Annotated in this window: 18 protein-coding genes; 9 read left to right on the forward strand and 9 right to left on the reverse strand. The window is 41.1% G+C overall.

The window, feature by feature from the left end; translation table 11 throughout:
* The first annotated feature begins 23 nt into the window (after positions 1–23).
* The 7 genes from M301_RS10380 (at position 24) to M301_RS10405 (ending at position 6,027) form a co-directional block, all read left to right on the forward strand.
* The gene (locus tag M301_RS10380; protein ID WP_013148733.1) at positions 24–416 is read left to right on the forward strand and encodes a CZB domain-containing protein; all 393 of its coding nucleotides are present in this window, start codon (positions 24–26) and stop codon (positions 414–416) included.
* A 177-nt stretch (positions 417–593) separates the two neighbouring features.
* On the forward strand, positions 594–905 hold the full coding sequence (locus M301_RS10385) for a hypothetical protein (protein ID WP_013148734.1): 312 nt from the start codon (positions 594–596) through the stop codon (positions 903–905).
* Positions 906–1,426: 521 nt separating this feature from the next.
* Positions 1,427–1,600 (forward strand): hypothetical protein, encoded by a 174-nt coding sequence (locus M301_RS14600; protein ID WP_013148735.1) that lies wholly within the window; start codon positions 1,427–1,429, stop codon positions 1,598–1,600.
* A 393-nt stretch (positions 1,601–1,993) separates the two neighbouring features.
* Positions 1,994–2,785 carry an EAL domain-containing protein gene (locus M301_RS10390; RefSeq protein ID WP_013148737.1) on the forward strand — a complete coding sequence of 264 codons (792 nt, stop codon included), beginning with the start codon at positions 1,994–1,996 and terminating at the stop codon, positions 2,783–2,785.
* A 71-nt stretch (positions 2,786–2,856) separates the two neighbouring features.
* A complete protein-coding gene (locus tag M301_RS10395; protein WP_013148738.1) occupies positions 2,857–3,846 on the forward strand; it encodes a GGDEF domain-containing protein in 990 nt (329 codons plus the stop codon).
* A gap of 564 nt (positions 3,847–4,410) precedes the next feature.
* On the forward strand, positions 4,411–4,848 hold the full coding sequence (locus M301_RS10400; RefSeq protein ID WP_238524633.1) for a hypothetical protein: 438 nt from the start codon (positions 4,411–4,413) through the stop codon (positions 4,846–4,848).
* Positions 4,849–4,959: 111 nt separating this feature from the next.
* On the forward strand, positions 4,960–6,027 hold the full coding sequence (locus M301_RS10405; RefSeq protein ID WP_013148740.1) for an ADP-ribosylglycohydrolase family protein: 1,068 nt from the start codon (positions 4,960–4,962) through the stop codon (positions 6,025–6,027).
* Between the two features lie 130 nt (positions 6,028–6,157).
* Here M301_RS10405 and M301_RS10410 read toward each other — a convergent pair whose 3' ends face one another.
* The 8 genes from M301_RS10410 to M301_RS10435 form a co-directional block, all read right to left on the reverse strand.
* Positions 6,158–7,192 carry an LLM class flavin-dependent oxidoreductase gene (locus M301_RS10410; RefSeq protein ID WP_041359454.1) on the reverse strand — a complete coding sequence of 345 codons (1,035 nt, stop codon included), beginning with the start codon at positions 7,190–7,192 and terminating at the stop codon, positions 6,158–6,160.
* Positions 7,193–7,626: 434 nt separating this feature from the next.
* Positions 7,627–7,920: a hypothetical protein gene (locus M301_RS10415; RefSeq protein ID WP_041359456.1), complete on the reverse strand. Its 294-nt coding sequence runs from the start codon at positions 7,918–7,920 to the stop codon at positions 7,627–7,629.
* Between the two features lie 10 nt (positions 7,921–7,930).
* Entirely contained in the window at positions 7,931–8,137 is a 207-nt protein-coding gene (locus M301_RS14270; RefSeq protein ID WP_049769969.1) for a hypothetical protein, read from the reverse strand.
* 21 nt (positions 8,138–8,158) lie between these two features.
* Positions 8,159–8,557 carry an LON peptidase substrate-binding domain-containing protein gene (locus tag M301_RS14430; RefSeq protein WP_081439420.1) on the reverse strand — a complete coding sequence of 133 codons (399 nt, stop codon included), beginning with the start codon at positions 8,555–8,557 and terminating at the stop codon, positions 8,159–8,161.
* A 108-nt stretch (positions 8,558–8,665) separates the two neighbouring features.
* Positions 8,666–8,791, reverse strand: coding sequence for a hypothetical protein (locus M301_RS14520; protein ID WP_274377050.1), 126 nt, complete (start codon positions 8,789–8,791; stop codon positions 8,666–8,668).
* A 296-nt stretch (positions 8,792–9,087) separates the two neighbouring features.
* On the reverse strand, positions 9,088–10,359 hold the full coding sequence (gene fabF / locus M301_RS10425) for a beta-ketoacyl-ACP synthase II (RefSeq protein WP_013148743.1): 1,272 nt from the start codon (positions 10,357–10,359) through the stop codon (positions 9,088–9,090).
* Positions 10,360–10,370: 11 nt separating this feature from the next.
* Positions 10,371–11,783: a DHA2 family efflux MFS transporter permease subunit gene (locus M301_RS10430; RefSeq protein ID WP_013148744.1), complete on the reverse strand. Its 1,413-nt coding sequence runs from the start codon at positions 11,781–11,783 to the stop codon at positions 10,371–10,373.
* 75 nt (positions 11,784–11,858) lie between these two features.
* Positions 11,859–12,764, reverse strand: coding sequence for an alpha/beta fold hydrolase (locus tag M301_RS10435; protein WP_013148745.1), 906 nt, complete (start codon positions 12,762–12,764; stop codon positions 11,859–11,861).
* 155 nt (positions 12,765–12,919) lie between these two features.
* On the opposite strand from M301_RS10435, the gene M301_RS10440 reads away from it, so the two are divergent.
* Positions 12,920–13,522: a TetR/AcrR family transcriptional regulator gene (locus M301_RS10440; protein WP_013148746.1), complete on the forward strand. Its 603-nt coding sequence runs from the start codon at positions 12,920–12,922 to the stop codon at positions 13,520–13,522.
* Between the two features lie 345 nt (positions 13,523–13,867).
* A complete protein-coding gene (locus tag M301_RS10445) occupies positions 13,868–15,139 on the forward strand; it encodes an IS110 family RNA-guided transposase (RefSeq protein ID WP_041360024.1) in 1,272 nt (423 codons plus the stop codon).
* Between the two features lie 170 nt (positions 15,140–15,309).
* On the opposite strand, the gene M301_RS10450 is transcribed toward M301_RS10445, so the two are convergent.
* On the reverse strand, positions 15,310–16,956 hold the full coding sequence (locus M301_RS10450) for an autotransporter family protein (RefSeq protein WP_013148747.1): 1,647 nt from the start codon (positions 16,954–16,956) through the stop codon (positions 15,310–15,312).
* Positions 16,957–16,999 lie beyond the last annotated feature (43 nt).

Raw genomic sequence — 16,999 nt, forward strand, 5'->3', positions numbered from 1 at the left:
TTAAAAAAAATAAGTTTCTAGAAATGACTTCTAATATACCCACTGTAAATTTTCTGCAAATCATTAACACGCATGCTGTTTGGAAAAACATCTTAAATGAGATGCTAGCAAACGAATTAAGAATAAAAATAAACCTTGATCCTGACCATCTTAAAAAAGATAACTTATGCCACTTTGGCCAGTTGATTCAGGTTAACCCTCATAGGTTTTCAGCATTGCCAGCTTTTGTAGGAGTTCGCAGTTTACATAAAAACTTTCATGGTATCTCTTCGGAGATTGTGCGCTTATATCAAGATGGGCAGCATACAAAAGCTACAGAACTGTTAAATGGTAGGTTTGAATTAGTATCTAGAAACCTAAAATCTAAATTAATTTTGTTATCTCAAGAATACGTTGCAGCTGCAGGGAGTTTATAGCTTTAAAAAAAACCTCATGTACTAAACAAATTATAGTTGTTAACTTTTGCGAAGCATTAATAAAAGTTGCATAGCAACTCAATAGCCCTCAATTTAGCGTGTGATAATTTCCCACAAACAAGTAATTATATGGTAGTCTTGTGTTGTTATCTTACAGTTAATACTGGAGAGTATAAAATGACAGCTAACGATAGTGAAGCAAGATGGGTGCTCTTACAAGTCAGCATTGAGAATGAATGCTTTACAGTTCTAGACAGACGGTCAAAAAGAAGACGCGCATATCATGTGCCTTTTTTGAAGCATGCTGTAATTTTTGAACAAGAAGTATATATATTTACCTCAAACTCAAAAATAATGCAGCTGAATTTATTGACAGCTTCAAGGCAGTTTTTATCCATTAATCAATTAATGGATTTAAAAGAAATACAACAAACTCACGTCTTTTATGGTGGTCATCATAAGCAGCTGGTAACGGCATCAACCAATTAATAAGTTAACAATTGCAGGTTAATACTCATATTAAGGCTATTAATATGAGTATTCATTTAATTTATCGAGTTGGTAATCACCAGTTTGAGTTGCTCAAATAGATACGTTAAGCGTCATCGCTCATCAACTTCTATGAGTTATGACAAACTTTAATTCTGACATCTCTCAATAATTTATTTTTTTAAATTTTAAAAGAGTTGTTAACTACTCACTACATTGTTTACATTTATAGCTAAAACAAACAATTTAAAGCTCTTAACTGATTTATAAAGTACAAGTTACTTTCCGCAGAAAGTAATCTATAACAGTCACTGACACACCTTAGTAGTGAGATTTCTACTAGGCAGACAGTGGAAAATGGAGCTTACGACCTTAAGTGGGTGAAGCCCACATATTAGTTTTTGCATGTCATCATCTCTACACATTCTTTATTTTCAAACGCATAATTCTAAAAACAATAGAACATTATTGCGTTTGTGTACTCATAACACTTGTCACTAAATTTCATAATAAGGTTAATCATGGTAAATGAAGAAGGCTATCAAGAAGCGCTTACTTTAGAAGAGATGGTAGCGCATGTTTGTTTTTGTAAGTTGCACGAAATTTGCTATGACAAAAATAGTAGTGAATGCATGCGTAACAGAAACATTTACGCAGAGTTTATGAAGAAAAAATCAGAAGAGCGATTAGCTTAAGGAGTTTCTATGCAAAGCAATGAACCATTAGTCCGTCTACTTGAGGCAACCCATTCCAAATTATCTGAGATTAATACCAATATGCTCAAAGTGTTTTGGATAGTGGCAATTTTTGCATTGTTATATTTTGGACTGATGCTCTATATACTATTCTTTAGATAGCTTTAAACTGATTAGCCCAACTTCAAGCTAGGGTAGCTAATCGCTTTTAATATACAGTTTGTTGGTATGCTTCTAATAATTCCGTGAGTTTCCCTCAAATTATTAAAAGGGTGAGTCATCAGAATTAAGCTAACTTATTGCCTCTCGTTACCGATTTAAAACCTAATCTTTAGACATATACTTAACTTGGTGTTTGGTTAATGTTGTTATCTTTATTTAAGGTCATGCTCTATGAGTAATTTATCTACCCCAGTCATTCATAATAGATCTAAAACAGGATCACTGCCATGTGTAGGTTGCAAAAACAGTACTGAATTGGATTTCGACTTTGAATATGCTTTTCAGCCAATAGTCGACATGAGTACAAAAACCATATTCGCACATGAGGCTTTAATCAGAGGACCAAATGGAGAAGGTGCCCATACTATTTTAAGTAAAGTTAATAACGATAATACATACCGTTTTGATCAGGCATGCAGAGTTAAGGCGGTTAAGACCGCTGCGGAACTGAATCTTAAAGGAATGTTATCCATTAACTTTATGCCTAACGCAGTATATAGACCTGAACTATGTATCAGCACGACTTTAGAAGCTGCAAAAAAATACAATTTTCTAGCAAGTAACATTATTTTTGAATTTACCGAACAAGAAATAGTTCAAGACACTAAGCATCTCTTAAACATTGTTTCAGAGTATAAAAAACTAGGATTTAAAACTGCTCTTGATGATTTTGGTGCTGGTTACGCTGGCTTAAACCTATTGGCTAATTTTCAACCTGACATTATCAAAATTGATATGGATCTGATTCGCGATGTTGACACAAGTAAGTCGCGTCAAACAATTATTAAAGCCGTTACACGTATGTGTGAAGAGCTGAATGTCATAGTACTTGCCGAAGGCGTGGAAACTGCCAATGAAAGAGACGTTTTATTAAACTTTGGCATCAGTCTTTTTCAAGGTTATCTTTTCTGCAAACCTGCTTTTAAAGCAGAAGGAACTGTTGACCCGAAGTCTTGGGGCTAATTCGCCTCAATGCCTTGCATTATTGATCTCCAGTAATTAACGCTTTTTAAAATTACATTTTCAAGGACATTATGGCAACACAAATCAAACAATGCCCGACACCTCCGAATGAAGCAGATCGACTTCGCGCACTACGCGCTTATGACATTCTCGACTCGCAACCAGAAATTGATTTTGATACGTTAACGCGATTAGCAGCTAATGCACTCAATATGCCAGCGGCTGTCATTGGACTGATGGATGCTGATAGACTTTGGTTCAAATCTGAACTTGGTCTTGGAGTACCGCAACTTGATAGGAAAATTGCATTTTGCGCATATGCTGTATTAAGCCCACAAGAGCTACTTATTGTTGAAGATCTTCGGTTGGATGCTCGCTTTAAAGATAACCCACTCGTTACTCAAGCACCCTACTTACGCTTTTATGCAGGTGCTGCACTTATTGATCCGCAAGGATACGCTTTAGGTACGATAGCAGTAGTCGATACAAGCCCTCGGACCTTGAGTGAGACTCAAGGCTTAATGTTAAAGGATTTATCAAAGTTGGTTATAACAGCTTTGGAAAGCCGTTACAGAGCAATTTTGTTAGAAAATCTAGCGATGACAGACCATCTGACTGGCTTAGCTAACAGAGCTCGATTTGAGCGTACTCTGAACTCGGAAATCGCTCACTTTCGTGTCACAGGCAAGTCATTTACAGTGTTCTACATGGATCTAGATAACTTTAAGATAATAAATGATACTTATGGACACTCTGCTGGCGATGAAGTGCTGGTGGAGGTAGCTCATCTAATATCGAAACAGGTTAGAACTGAAGATCTACCTGCGCGATTAGGTGGTGACGAATTTGGTATATTTATGCGTGAAGATAATAAAGGCTTGACTGAATCACTTGCTAAACGCATTGTTGATACGGTCACAAAACCCATTACTTTGACTACCGGCCATCAAGTCAGCATTGGTATTTCAATTGGTATTGCTACCTATTCAGATGACACGCAGACTGTCGATACTTTAATGGGTTTGGCTGATCAAGCCTTATATATTGATAAACGAAATTAAATTTTTTTAAAGTTGATGATTGCTTGCTCAGAGTTAATTTTGGTTGATTAAGCGCACTCGAATTGCCCATATTTCTTTTTGTTTAGGTGGTGCTTTTTAACAATTAACTTAGCTTTGTTCCATGGTTCATGAGGATGTAAATTTGAAGTTTCAATTACGACCCCTAGAAAACAGGGATCAATAGTTTGCACTTATTTCAAAGTGACCGCATTAACTGGATGTCTCTATAGCAGGCGCCAATAATCGGTGCTTAAGACCCTAAGGAGACATTGGTAATAAACTTACCAATTAGTCCACCGATAGGTTTTCCTTAAACTCACAGATAATAAATTATTCTTAATGAGTTTTATATTAGTTGTCGTATTTTGTATTCTAGAATACCCTTAATAGGTAAACATTAAATTGGGTGAAGTTGAAATGCCGCATGAGATTTCGTTAATCTGGCATTCAAGTATTTAAATTATGCTCAAGAAATACCTTAACTCATCTAAGCACATTCAAAGACTTGTACTTACCAGTTTTGTGGTCACCTTTGCATGTGCACGAATCATCGTTCTCCTTATTATGACTCGAGACATTCCAGACTTGTTTCTTCATATTGGTGGTACACATGTACATCATATGAACTATGGTATTTTTCTGCTTTCTATTGTTGGGGCAGTGCTTTTGTTTACTTCACCAACCAAAAAGTGGTTAGGTGCAATTGCGATTGCTTATGGGATTGGATTAGCGCTAACATTTGATGAATTCGGCATGTGGCTGCATTTGGGAGGTAGCTATTGGCAACGAGCTAGTTTTGATGCAATTACCATAGTTGGCGGTCTGCTATTACTTGCAGCATATACACCACCAACGCATTGGACTTGGCGTCGACTCTCCGGCGCTATACTTATAGTGGTTGTACTTATCATTTTTTGCTGGCGCTTATCTTTTACTTTGACTTCAATTGAACAGAGAGCACTTCCAAAACTTGAAAGTATCGAAACTCAAGGACCACGTTAATTATGATAACGATGTTACATATACAGATTGTCAACTGAAAATAGTTCCCGCTGGGAAAATGATGAGAGTACGATTTATATTTGTATTTAATTCCTTTTAAAGGAGATTGCCATGATTCAAGATCGAGCGGCAGGTGCCATTATGGGCGCTCTTATCGGCGACGCTCTTGGCTTAGGATGCCACTGGTATTATGACCTTGACGATCTGCACCGAGATTACGGTCCTTGGATCACGGGCTATACCACCCCCAAGCCAGATCGATACCATGGAGGAATGTCTGCTGGACAGCTTTCACAGGCTGGCCTGATCTTTGTCATGTTATTACGTTCCGTGGTGGAGCAAGAAGACTATCAAGAAGATGACTTTACCCGCCGCATGGATCAGGAGTTGTTCCCTCAACTCAACGGAACCCCTGCCTTTGGGCCTGGCGGGTACACCAACCAGTCGATACGCGAAACCTATCGGCGAAGAGTCGAACAGAACAAGCCATGGTCTGAAACTGGTGGCCATGCTGATACAACGGAGGCGGCTGAACGTACCATCGTGCTGGCGGCGCTTTACGCGAAACATCCGCTGAAGTTAGCTCAGTCCGTTTCGTCCAATTGCATCCTTACACAATGCGACGAAGCAATAGTCGCCATGACCACTGCATACAACTGCGTTCTATCACAGCTGGTTAACGGCGAAAAGCTTAGCCCTTCAATTTCAGACACGCTTATGAAGTTAGTGCACAAGGGGGAATTGCCATTTCATGCCGTCACAAAAAGAAATTTCGAAGGTCCGCGTCCTGGCGACCCAGATCCACCTCGCGCCGGACGGTTCTCCTCTCCCGATGCACTGCTTACTCCGCATTATGCGGCGCTCGCTGCGATTGATGAAGGCATTAAAATTGAGCCCGCATGGAAAGTGTCTTTAGTATATGGCATGCCTTGTGCCATATACCACCAACTTCCTGCCGCCTATTATCTTGCTGCACGTTTTTCTGATGACTTTGAGTCTGCAGTCCTGCATGCCCTAAATGGTGGAGGACAGAATATGTCTCGTGCCATGCTCACTGGTGCTCTTGTAGGGGCTCAAGTTGGATTGTCAGGTATTCCAAAGCGTTTCATCGATGAGCTTGAGAATGGGCAAGAGCTAATGCAGCTAGCTAAAAAAGTAGGCGAGTTGGCACTTCGGTAGCATTTCACTATAGGTCTGCAGAGGTTGGTTGGTGTAAATCAGTTTATGGACTTCACCGGCTTTAGCGGACATTTGAAATCTTCACTCTCTACTCTAAGTGGGCACTTATGTTTGAATTGTAGGGGCTAAGCTAGCTAACTATTGAGTCCGTCTTGAGCAATCTGGCGTAAGTATTTGCGGTGATTTTATATGATTCAAGTCGTGCTTCATGATCGAAAATCTGGGAGGTGATCATTATTTCATCAGCTTCTGTTTTGTCGATAAAAGTTAAGATTTCATTCGAGACCTTTTGGGCATTACCTATAGCTGAACACGATAGAATTTGATTAAGCATAGCTCGCTCTGCACCGCCGAGTTGATCCCAAAAATTAGAAATTGGAGGCGGTAACTTGGATGGATTTCCACTTCGCAGGTTAATAAATGCCTGTTGCATTGATGAAGCTAAAAAGTGTGCTTCTTCATCTGTATCTGCCGCAAAGACATTGAATCCTAACATTACATAGGGGTTATCCAAATATTGCGAGGGTCTAAACGTACTTCTATATATTTCAAGTGCCTGCATCATATAGGTAGGCGCGAAATGCGAGGCAAATGCATAGGGTAAGCCTAAGCTTGCTGCTAGCTGTGCGCCGAACAAACTGGAGCCAAGAATCCATATTGGGACATTTAATCCAGTTCCAGGAACGGCTTCTACTGGCCCCTTTGGTTTTGAGGAAAAGTAATCCAACAATTCCATTACATCATCGGGGAAAGTATCTGAAGCTGAGTCAAGATTTCGCCGTAATGCAGCCGCTGTAATCTGATCTGATCCGGGTGCACGTCCAATACCTAGATTGATTCGTTTTGAAAACAAAGACTCTAAAGTACCGAATTGTTCAGCTATCACTAAAGGCGAGTGATTTGGCAGCATGATTCCACCAGCACCCACTCTAATTGTTGTTGTACCTGCGGCGACATGCCCAATCAGAATAGATGTGGCCGCGCTTGCAATCCCTGGCATCCCATGGTGCTCCGCCAACCAGTAACGATGATATCCCCACTTTTCAGCATGCTGAGCAAGATCGAGAGTGTGCTTAAAAGATTGAGACGCATCACTCCCCTCGCAAATCGGAGAAAGATCAAGTACAGATAACTTAGGTCTTATCATTTCTTCTCTTTTAAACATTTAATATGTTTGATTTTGATTAGGCTTATCGTAAACATAATCTCAGAAGTTACTGGCAACTGTGCATTCAATAAATGACATATAGGCATCCTCTGAAGAGCAAACCTTTGATAGAGCTTCCTCGGTGTAGCATTCATTATAGGATGCTAATGCCTCAAAGTAAGTATTCTTCAATGTGACTAACTGCTCTTTATACGATAAAAAAAGTATGTTCATAATTCACTTTCAATTTGTTTTAAATGTTAATTGCAAAGATAAACCAACTTGAGAAGAATTTCTGTGTGGGAACGAACATAGGTTTGAAAGTGCAGGGTTTTATTGGTGCTGCAAAAAACAGTAGCTGAGCGACACTCCTAATACTGTAGAAATCTTCATATAATTTGACAAGTTTCAAGTGGTGCAGCAAGGCTAAATAAAGCCTAAGCACTGTCCTTTCAATCTTCAATGACTAAAGGCAAACCCATATCAATTCTGGCCAGTCGCTGAGCCATCTTTATCATTGACTCAGTGAAGCTCTCAATGTCTGTATCAGCTAAAGAGATTTGCTTGTACTTTTCATAGGCCGACTCAAATGAGGCTTCTTGGATATAAGCGATGAGTTGCATGTAGCGATCCCGCTGCTTGGTATTGTTACAATTGGTCATTTCGCAACACAGGTTTTCTAGATGCATAGAGAAGTAAGCAATGAATTCGAGATGGAAACTATTCTCGATGTTAATCTTGTCCATGCAGATAACTCTAAGCTAGCTTGCGTGAGCCAGCATCCAAAATATCATGGATTAACTCCAACCTGAGAATGGGACTATCCAGTTGCATCAGGCGCTGTTTCTGCAGTAATGGCAAATCCAACAACTCAACCCATCGATTAGCAACCCATGAGGCACCTTCTAATTTGTACGGCTCAATAACAGGCAAATTCTCAGTGGGGATATTTTGTTCTGGCAAAGATTCCAGTAGTCGCTGAAGTCAGATACTAGTCATTTGTAAATCTTCAGGAATAGGCAACTCAAGATCATTGGGAATGTCGTTGACTTCACCAATCAACAAACCATCTTTTTGTTGCGTATAAGAGTCAACTCTCACTCTGCGCTGCCCGACACAACGAATCATCATCAGCCCAACGGTCGTAACATCAGCATCCACAATATCAACCAATGTCCCTATATTTGCAAATGGAAAGTTACCCTGCGGATCAGCTTCACCTTCTGGCATGACCGTGACAACAGCAAAAGATGATTTATTTCTGAGACAGTTTCGTACCATATCAAGATACCTGACTTCGAATATTCTGAGGGGTAACAATCCCCCAGGACAAATAACCAAACTCAGAGGAAATAGTGGCAGAGGGTAAGTGTTCATGGGCATTTATTGTATGGCAATTTGAATTGGCAAGTAATGACAGATTAGGTTCTTTATATTACAGCTAATCTGACGATTAGTTCCGACTTAGCACTTACACAAATTAAAGATTACTTAAGAAATTCCAGTTTCATCACCAAGCGCATTAGCATTTTCGGCCATTTCAGTAGATTCAATTTTGATAATATCTAAGAACTCAATCCGTTTGATTTGCATTTGCTCCGTCAGGACAAATGAAATTCTGTCATTCTAAGTCATGCCTACCCTCATCCAGCTGACCAATTATTCTCATTCAAATTGACCAGTAACTCTCATGGCTACTGACCATCCATCCCTTTTAAGTCAACTTTTCATCAAGACCAAAAAATTAGATTTCTTTATAGACGACGGTTAGAGTTGTTGCTCACGACCCATAGTAGACATTACTCCTGAAGCACTAAAAGTGTAGTTAGCATCTATTATTGCAGCTTATTTAGTCGTGTCTCAGACAGCTCAACTGCTGTGTTCAACAAACAACTAACTTACAACCGATAACTTCAATTCTTATATCTCTTGAAAATTACCGAGGCATTGACCCCTCCAAAACCGAACCCGTTAGATAACGCATATTCAATTTTTCGATGTAGTGGTTGTTTCCCCACAATCATGAGTCCATTTGAACGTTCATCTACTTGCACTAAATTGATAGTAGGAGGGCAACATTGCTCTTGAACAGCTTTAATCGTGAAGATGGCTTCAAGACCTCCTGCAGCCCCTAATAAATGTCCCGTTGAAGATTTAGTTGCACTGATGGCCGGCTGGAGATTATTATTTCCAAAAACGCGTTTGATTGCCGCCAGCTCTCCTGCATCACCAACTGGCGTAGAGGTTGCGTGCGCATTGATATGGTCAATCGCATCAGGATTTATCCCTGCTTGATTTAGCGCTATCGACATCGCTCTCGCTGCCCCTGAGCCATCTTCAGGACTTGACGTAATGTGGTAGGCATCCGATGTTGTCCCATAGCCAACCAACTCCGCCAATGGAGTCGTACCTCTCGCCATTGCATGTTCATAAGATTCGATGACCAAAATGCCAGCGCCTTCACCCATTACAAAGCCGTCACGACCAATATCAAAAGGTCTTGAGGCTAACTCTGGGTTATCTGCATAATTGGTACTCAGAGCCTTAGCAGCTGCGAATCCTCCAAGACTCACTTTATCGATACAAGCCTCTGCGCCGCCACAAATGACTATATCAGCTTCATTTGAATGAATTAATCGGGCAGCATCGCCAATTGCTTGTACTCCAGCTGCACAGGCTGTTACAGGCGCACCTAATGGTCCTTTAAATTGGTGTTTAAGTGCTACTTGACCGGCTGCTAGGTTAACTAAGAATGAAGGGATGGTAAAAGGTGACAGCCTATCAATGCCTTCTAGTTCGACTTTACGAACAGCATTGGCAATGGAGGGAAACCCACCTATCCCAGAGGCGATAATTGTAGCAGTTCGTTCACTTTCAGTTTCATTTTGAGGACGCCATCCAGCTTGAGAGATAGCCTCTTCAGCGGCTATTAATGCAAATTGAATAAATCTATCTATTCTTCGAAGTTCTTTAGGGGAAATATGTTGCAATAGATTTATACCAAATACTGGATCTACTTCGCTAGGTTTTACCCAACCGGCAATGGTCACAGGACTACCTGCGGCTAATGAGTCTGGAAGATTAGTAATGCCAGATTTTCCTGCAAGTAGGTGTTTCCAAGCTAATTCAACACCTGTCCCTAGTGGGCTTACAATTCCCATTCCAGTCACGACAATTCTTTTCATATAATTACCCTTTAAGATTTAGTCTTTGCTGATTGTTTTGGATGCGTGTTAATAGGAATGCACAATATGGCCGTCATTAAAGCTAATGCAATATGGATTAAATATGTTGGTTTAAAATCTGCTATTTGAAGCTGCGATTTTGCTAAAAAAAGAACCGTAATTGAAACGCCGATGACCGTACCAATTTGTCGCATCGCTTGGTTGATTGCAGAGCCAACAGCATAGTCTTTTGGCGGTAAGCCAAAAACTGCCGCAGCGGATAGTGATGGCATTACCAGGCCAACTGACATGCCACTTAATAGCAAACCCGGTAACCAATCTCTTGCGTAATTTGGGCTTGCATCAGGGACTAACAAAAACCATAGTCCACTTAAGGCATAAGTAATTGCACCGGTGATTAATAAGGGGCGATGACCAATTTTTGAAGCGATTTTTCCGGATAATATCGCGGTTGGTACAACGACCAATGGTCCTGGCATGATCGCGGCACCAGCTAAGGACTGACTGAAGTGCCATATATTTTTCATCCAAAAAAAGAATGAGAAAAACATGATAGAAAATGCAATGCCAAAAGCAATCCCAGCTAAATTTGAAAACAGAAAAGTTTTGTTTTTAAACAGTCCTAAGTCAAACAATGGCTCAGGGTTATATTTAGCCCAAGGGATGTAACTTAAAATAATGACAAGCCCCAGCACGATTATTCCGACGAGTTCCGCTTGACTCCAATCTGCTGACTTCATTTCGACAATTCCGTAAGCAATTGCCCCAACCCCAAGGATTAGCTGCAACATCCCCAGTAAATCCAAGCGCATTTTGTCTCTGGGTTGCACCGATTCATGCAGTATTGTTGCACTTTGCCAAATGCAAAACAGTCCAATCGGGATGTTAATGAAAAACGCCCACTCCCAGCCGCCTACATCGATAATGTATGAGCCAATGCCAGGGCCTAAAGCTGCCGCCAGCGCACCCACCGCACCCCACGCGCCCATTGCTATCATGCGTTTTTCTTTGGGAAATGCCTCAAGTACCAACGCTAATGCTGCAGGTGAGAGTAAGCAAGCGCCTATAGATTGAAACACCCTTGCTACGATTAACCAAAAAACACTAGGTGATACGCCGCATGCAAATGATGCTGAAATAAATAGTAAGGTACCCAGCATAAACATTTTTTTTCTTCCATATTTATCCGCTATGCCGCCTGCAGGAATCATCATGGCGGCATAAACAATGGAATACCCACTCATCGCCCAAGATAAATCACTGGCTTTGGAATTAGGAAAACTCTGCAGAATATTATTAAATCCCGCATAAAGAATAGTGCTATCGAGTGACGCCATAAAAATCGCGATACTAGCGATTGCAAATACTCGCCATGCACTAGGCGCTAATTTTTCTGTTTCTATGGAAAATTCTGCTAGTTTCATTTGTTATATCGATACCAAATTGAAGTAATTAAAAGCACTGGCCACACTCAGTTAAAAAGTGCGGCCATCTGAGGGTTAATGGTTTAAGAAATAGTTAGCACTATTCACAAAACTATCGTGGTACTGAAAAATTGAACCGTGATTAGAGTCAGGATAAAGCACCAGTTGAGCATTTTTAAGTTGCTTGTACATAGTGATTGAGCCTTCAGTGTTTAACATCGTGTCATTGCTACCAGTGACGACTAATACAGGCTGGTTGATTGCTTTCAATGTTTTAAATTCAGGGTCTGGTGTACTGGTAAATACAATCAATGCTTTACCATGTGCATCAGCAATTGCCTTACCGCTCTCAGGGTCACGATCTTTTGTTCTTGCATATGCTCTAGACAAGAACTCACCACCTGCTTTTTTGCCTGCATCTGTTTGACTGAAAAATAGATAATCGCGTGGATCAGGTGCATTTGTTCTTGAAAATGCTTCACCAAGCACCTTCATCAAATTGTTGCCGCCGCCTTGATAAGTAGTTCCTGCCAGAATAACTTTATGTATTAATTCAGGATGTTGTACAGCTAATTCTTGAGCAATAAAACCACCCATAGAAAATCCTAGTAAATCAACTTGTTTGTAACCTAGTGCCCCAATAAATGCATAGGCATCCGTTGTCATTTGTTCAATGTTATCTGCAACTACACCGTTAGTTGCACCGATGCCTCTATTGTTAAATACAACAACCGGTCGGGTTTTAGCGAAATCATTCACGACAGCTGGATCCCAAGAATCCATCGTGCCAGTAAAGTGTTGCAAGAATACCAGTGGAGTTCCTGACTTTGGTCCCAAAGTCCGATATGAGAATTTAACGCCATTGGCTTCTATGTATTTGGTAGGGGTTGTTTCTAATTTATCTTCTGCAAATGCAGCACTAGGCTCAATTACAGAAAATGTTGCGGCAATTAACAATAGCGATTTTAAGATTTTATTCATTTACTACTCCTTCTAATTTAAGTATGTATTGCTAATAAACTTACTGAAAATTGATATTTAATTACCAATCGGTACATAAATATAATCTAACGACTCTTGCTTTGTCAATATATTTCTGTAACAATTGGTACATTATTAAATTAGCAGGATTTGAAATGACCAACGAGGTTAAAAAGTCGCGAGGTCGTCCAAGAGTTTTTGATATGGATGAAGCTCTGGACATGGCATTGAAAATTTTTTGGGCAAGAGGCTATGAGGGAGCATCAATAGCTGAATTGACTGAAACAATCGGCGTTAGCAAACCCAGCTTGTATGCTGCTTTCGGGAATAAAGAAGAGTTATTTTATAAAGCATTAATGAGATATGCTTCTGGACCAGTGGCTTTTGTGAATGATGTTCTTAAGGAACCAACTGCACGCAAAGTCGCTGAAAGTTTTTTGCTAAGAGCTGCTGAATTTCTTACTGACCCACAACACCCCAAAGGTTGCATGATCGTTCAAGGAGCGCTTTCGAGTGGCGAGAGTGCTGAACTAGTTCGAGATATTCTAATCAATTTCAGAAAGTCGTATGAAAAAAAATTGGAAGATCGCTTCACGAAAGCTATCGTTGATGGCGATTTATCTAGCGATGCTAATCCTAAAAGCTTGGCAAAATATCTAGCCACCTTACACCAAGGTATGTCAGTGCAAGCAACTAGTGGCGCGACAAAAGATGAGCTTTTAGATATTGCTAATATAGCCCTGAAGATATGGCGCTAAAAATAAATAGAATTCTCTTTCGTAATGGAAATTGTCTGCAATCGGGAAGCCAAAAGCAGTCAGAACAAACTGGTACATTCGACCCTATATAGTCACTCCATCCTGTTTTCAGCGATACTAATCACAACTGGCAGGTAGCTGTCAGTGAAGACAGGACATGCACCTGCGGATTACGAATATTCGACCCTAACACTCGATGTTTTCCGCTTTGGCTTCGAGTCCGCAGGTGCGCTTGGGTTTATTAACGAATACTCAGGGCTCGCCGCACAACCGGCTCGCTATATTGGCTTCGCAAAACCCAGCATGCATGTCCATATTGATAATCTACCACTAGTGGAGATGATTATGAAGACGCAATCTACACATTCTTTTACTGCTTTTATTGGCATTGATTGGGCCGACAAGAAGCATGATTTCTGTTTACTAGCTGCTGGTGCAGAACAACGGGAATTCGGAACCTTTGACCATACGCCTGAAGCCATTGCCTTATGGGCAAAGGCCTTGCATGATCGCTTTGATGGACCAATTGCGATCTGCCTTGAGTTATCCAAAGGCCCCTTGGTTTATGCGCTGCAGCGGTGTCCGTTTCTGGAGATATTTCCAGTACACCCGTCTACACTTGCCAAATACCGAGAAGCCTTCGTCCCCAGCCATGCCAAAGACGACCCAACGGATGCTGAAATGGCACTGGAGATATTGCTGCGTCACCCAGACAAGCTGGATCCTATCCAGTTGCAAAGTTCGCCTATGCGCATCTTGTCCAGACTCGTCGAAGAACGACGTACTTTAGTGAATGACGTGATAAGCATCACCAATCGTTTAACCAACGCACTTAAGCAATACTACCCGCAAGCATTGGACTGGTTCGAGCATAAAGATACCTTGATATTCTGTGACTTTCTGAGCCGCTGGCCAACCCTCAAGCAGGTTAAACAGGCAAGACAATCCACGCTCGAATCATTCTTCCACCAGCACAATGTACGCCGTGCTTATCTCATTGAAAGACGTATTCAGGGGATTCGATCTGCAACTGCGTTGACAGATGACGAAGCCGTGATTCGGCCCTATCAGATGGTCGTACAAGCGATGGTTGAACAATTACGCGCTCTATTACTAGCCATCGACCATTTCGATACTGAAATCGATCAGATTGCTAAAAGCCTGCCAGATTATGATTTGTTTGCCGCTTTACCTGGTGCGGGACATATCATGGCGCCTAGACTATTGGTTGCCTTTGGTGAGGAGCGTGATCGATATACCAATGCAGCGCAGATCCAGCGATATTCTGGTGTCGCGCCAGTGGTCGAGCGCAGCGGTAACAAGTGCTGGGTACATTGGCGTATCGCCTGTCCAACATTTTTAAGACAGACCTTTGTGGAATGGGCAGGTTCTACCATTCCTAGATCGTTCTGGGCTGGCGCTTACTATCAGCAGCAGCGTAACAAAGGCTGTTCTCACCGTGTTGCAGTTCGAGCCTTGGCATTTAAGTGGATTAGAATCCTCTATCGTTGCTGGGAATCAAGAATACCTTATGACGAGTCTATTTATTTAAACTCGCTACGACGCAGAGGTTCACCCTTACTAACAAACCTGTCGGAAAATGCAAAAATAACTTGACGGAGTGACTCAGGGCGCGAAGCGGACTTACGTAAACCTAACATAGAGGTTATCTTTTTGAGAAACACTTAGTACAAATGTCTGATGAGTCTACTTAAGCTTTTAGGAAAAATCAGCATAAGAAAAAGGCCGCAAAAGCGACCTTTTTATAACTCACTAGAAAGTTAAAGTTAGAATTTCCATAACCCAACCACTTGACCAGACACAGCGTTATAACCAGAAGCTTTTTCGCCATCAAGATTTACACTGAAAGTAAAATTCTTAGTTTTTTGGAAAGCGATAGCGGCTCCAATGTTATAGGAGTTACTAGCAAGCTCCTGACCTGGAGTGCTAAATGCTGCACCACCACCTGTAAATGTAGACGTAGTATCAATGCCATTGCTATTAAAATCATGACGCCAATTAGCATGTACTGATGGAAGTATGGTCAACCCGCTTGCAAGATCTTTTTGAGTCGACAATTTAGCACCGAATACACTACGCACTCGGTTAGCGGTTTCGCCTTGTACGTTCATAGACAACGCACCAGCTCCCGTTTCTGTATAACCATCTTGTTTCAGATGATTCCATTCCAAGCCCGCCATTGGGGTTAAAGTAATTGAATTCTTTAGCGCAATTGGCAAGCCTACATTAATCCGTGCTGCGACTTGGTCACCATCAAAATTACTATTAGCAATACCTGTAAGTGTTGTGTCTCGGCTACCATTAAACTTTTGTTTAGCATAAGCTAACATACCGTCTAAATACCACTTTCCAAAATCGTGACTAGTGTAAACAGTCGCTTGGTAGGTTTTAATAGTTGTGTCATCACCACTTCGGAAATCATCCATATTGACGCCAGTACGGGCATAAGTAAATGCACCACCAACTAACCAGTTATTTTCTAAGAGCGTATCTACACCGAATGCAGTACCCCAAGTATTACTGCTGTAACCAGCATAACCGCTTTTTTGATCTTGGTTGTCGTGCGCACCAAAACCTTTCATCCAGAAGCCGTGTTTATTGTAATTGGTATTTTCCACATCAAGTAAACCCGAAGTATCACCGTTGGTAGCAACCATAATTCTTCCCTGATTTAAATCATCAGCCATCCCAACGACGTAGCCCTGCTCACGAATGTTTTCAATACGCGATGCCACACTATCTAATGAGCCGCTAACCGTTTGCCTCGAAGCTACAGCTAATGCACGGCTTGAATTTGGCGCTATGTGTTGAAGGGCGTTAGTTTGCTGTGCAGGTGTGAGTGCTGTTAGCATCGCAATTGGAATGCTTAAACCAAGTGGTGCGGTGTCAAGAACAATTGCTGCGCCTAAACTGTTTGGGGTAGAAACGGAAACGAAAGTCGATGTGTTTCCGCAAAGATTGCCTGTTCCCTGCAAATAGAAACAGCTCAGGGTCATATCCACGCCACTGAAATCATCTGTCCTAAGTGTGAAATAAGTAACTCCGACTGGAGCTGGCGCACCGGTTCCAAATAAATTGAAGTCTGTAAGATGAGCTTGACCAACTAGATTCGTTGTAAAGTTTAAAGCACCATTAGATTGAAAGTAAATGTTATTAAAATTAGCTAACGAGAATGTGCCATTACCAGCTGACGCACCAGCGACAACAACATTTAATGCAGATAAATTAGCAAAGCTAGCGCTAAATGAACCTGCGAGAGTGCCTGTTGTGGTGTCGGAAGTAGTGAAAGAGCCAGTTGCGGTAGCCCCATTGCCAGTAAACTGAAAGTTGAAGGTATCTGCCATTGCAGATTGCATACCTAAACAAGCCAAAACTGTAGCAGCTGAAATTGCTTTTAATTTATTATTAATCATAATAATTTCCCATTATTGTTTTTTGTGGAATTATTATACTGAC

The organism is Methylotenera versatilis 301, from assembly GCF_000093025.1.
GTDB lineage: Bacteria > Pseudomonadota > Gammaproteobacteria > Burkholderiales > Methylophilaceae > Methylotenera > Methylotenera versatilis.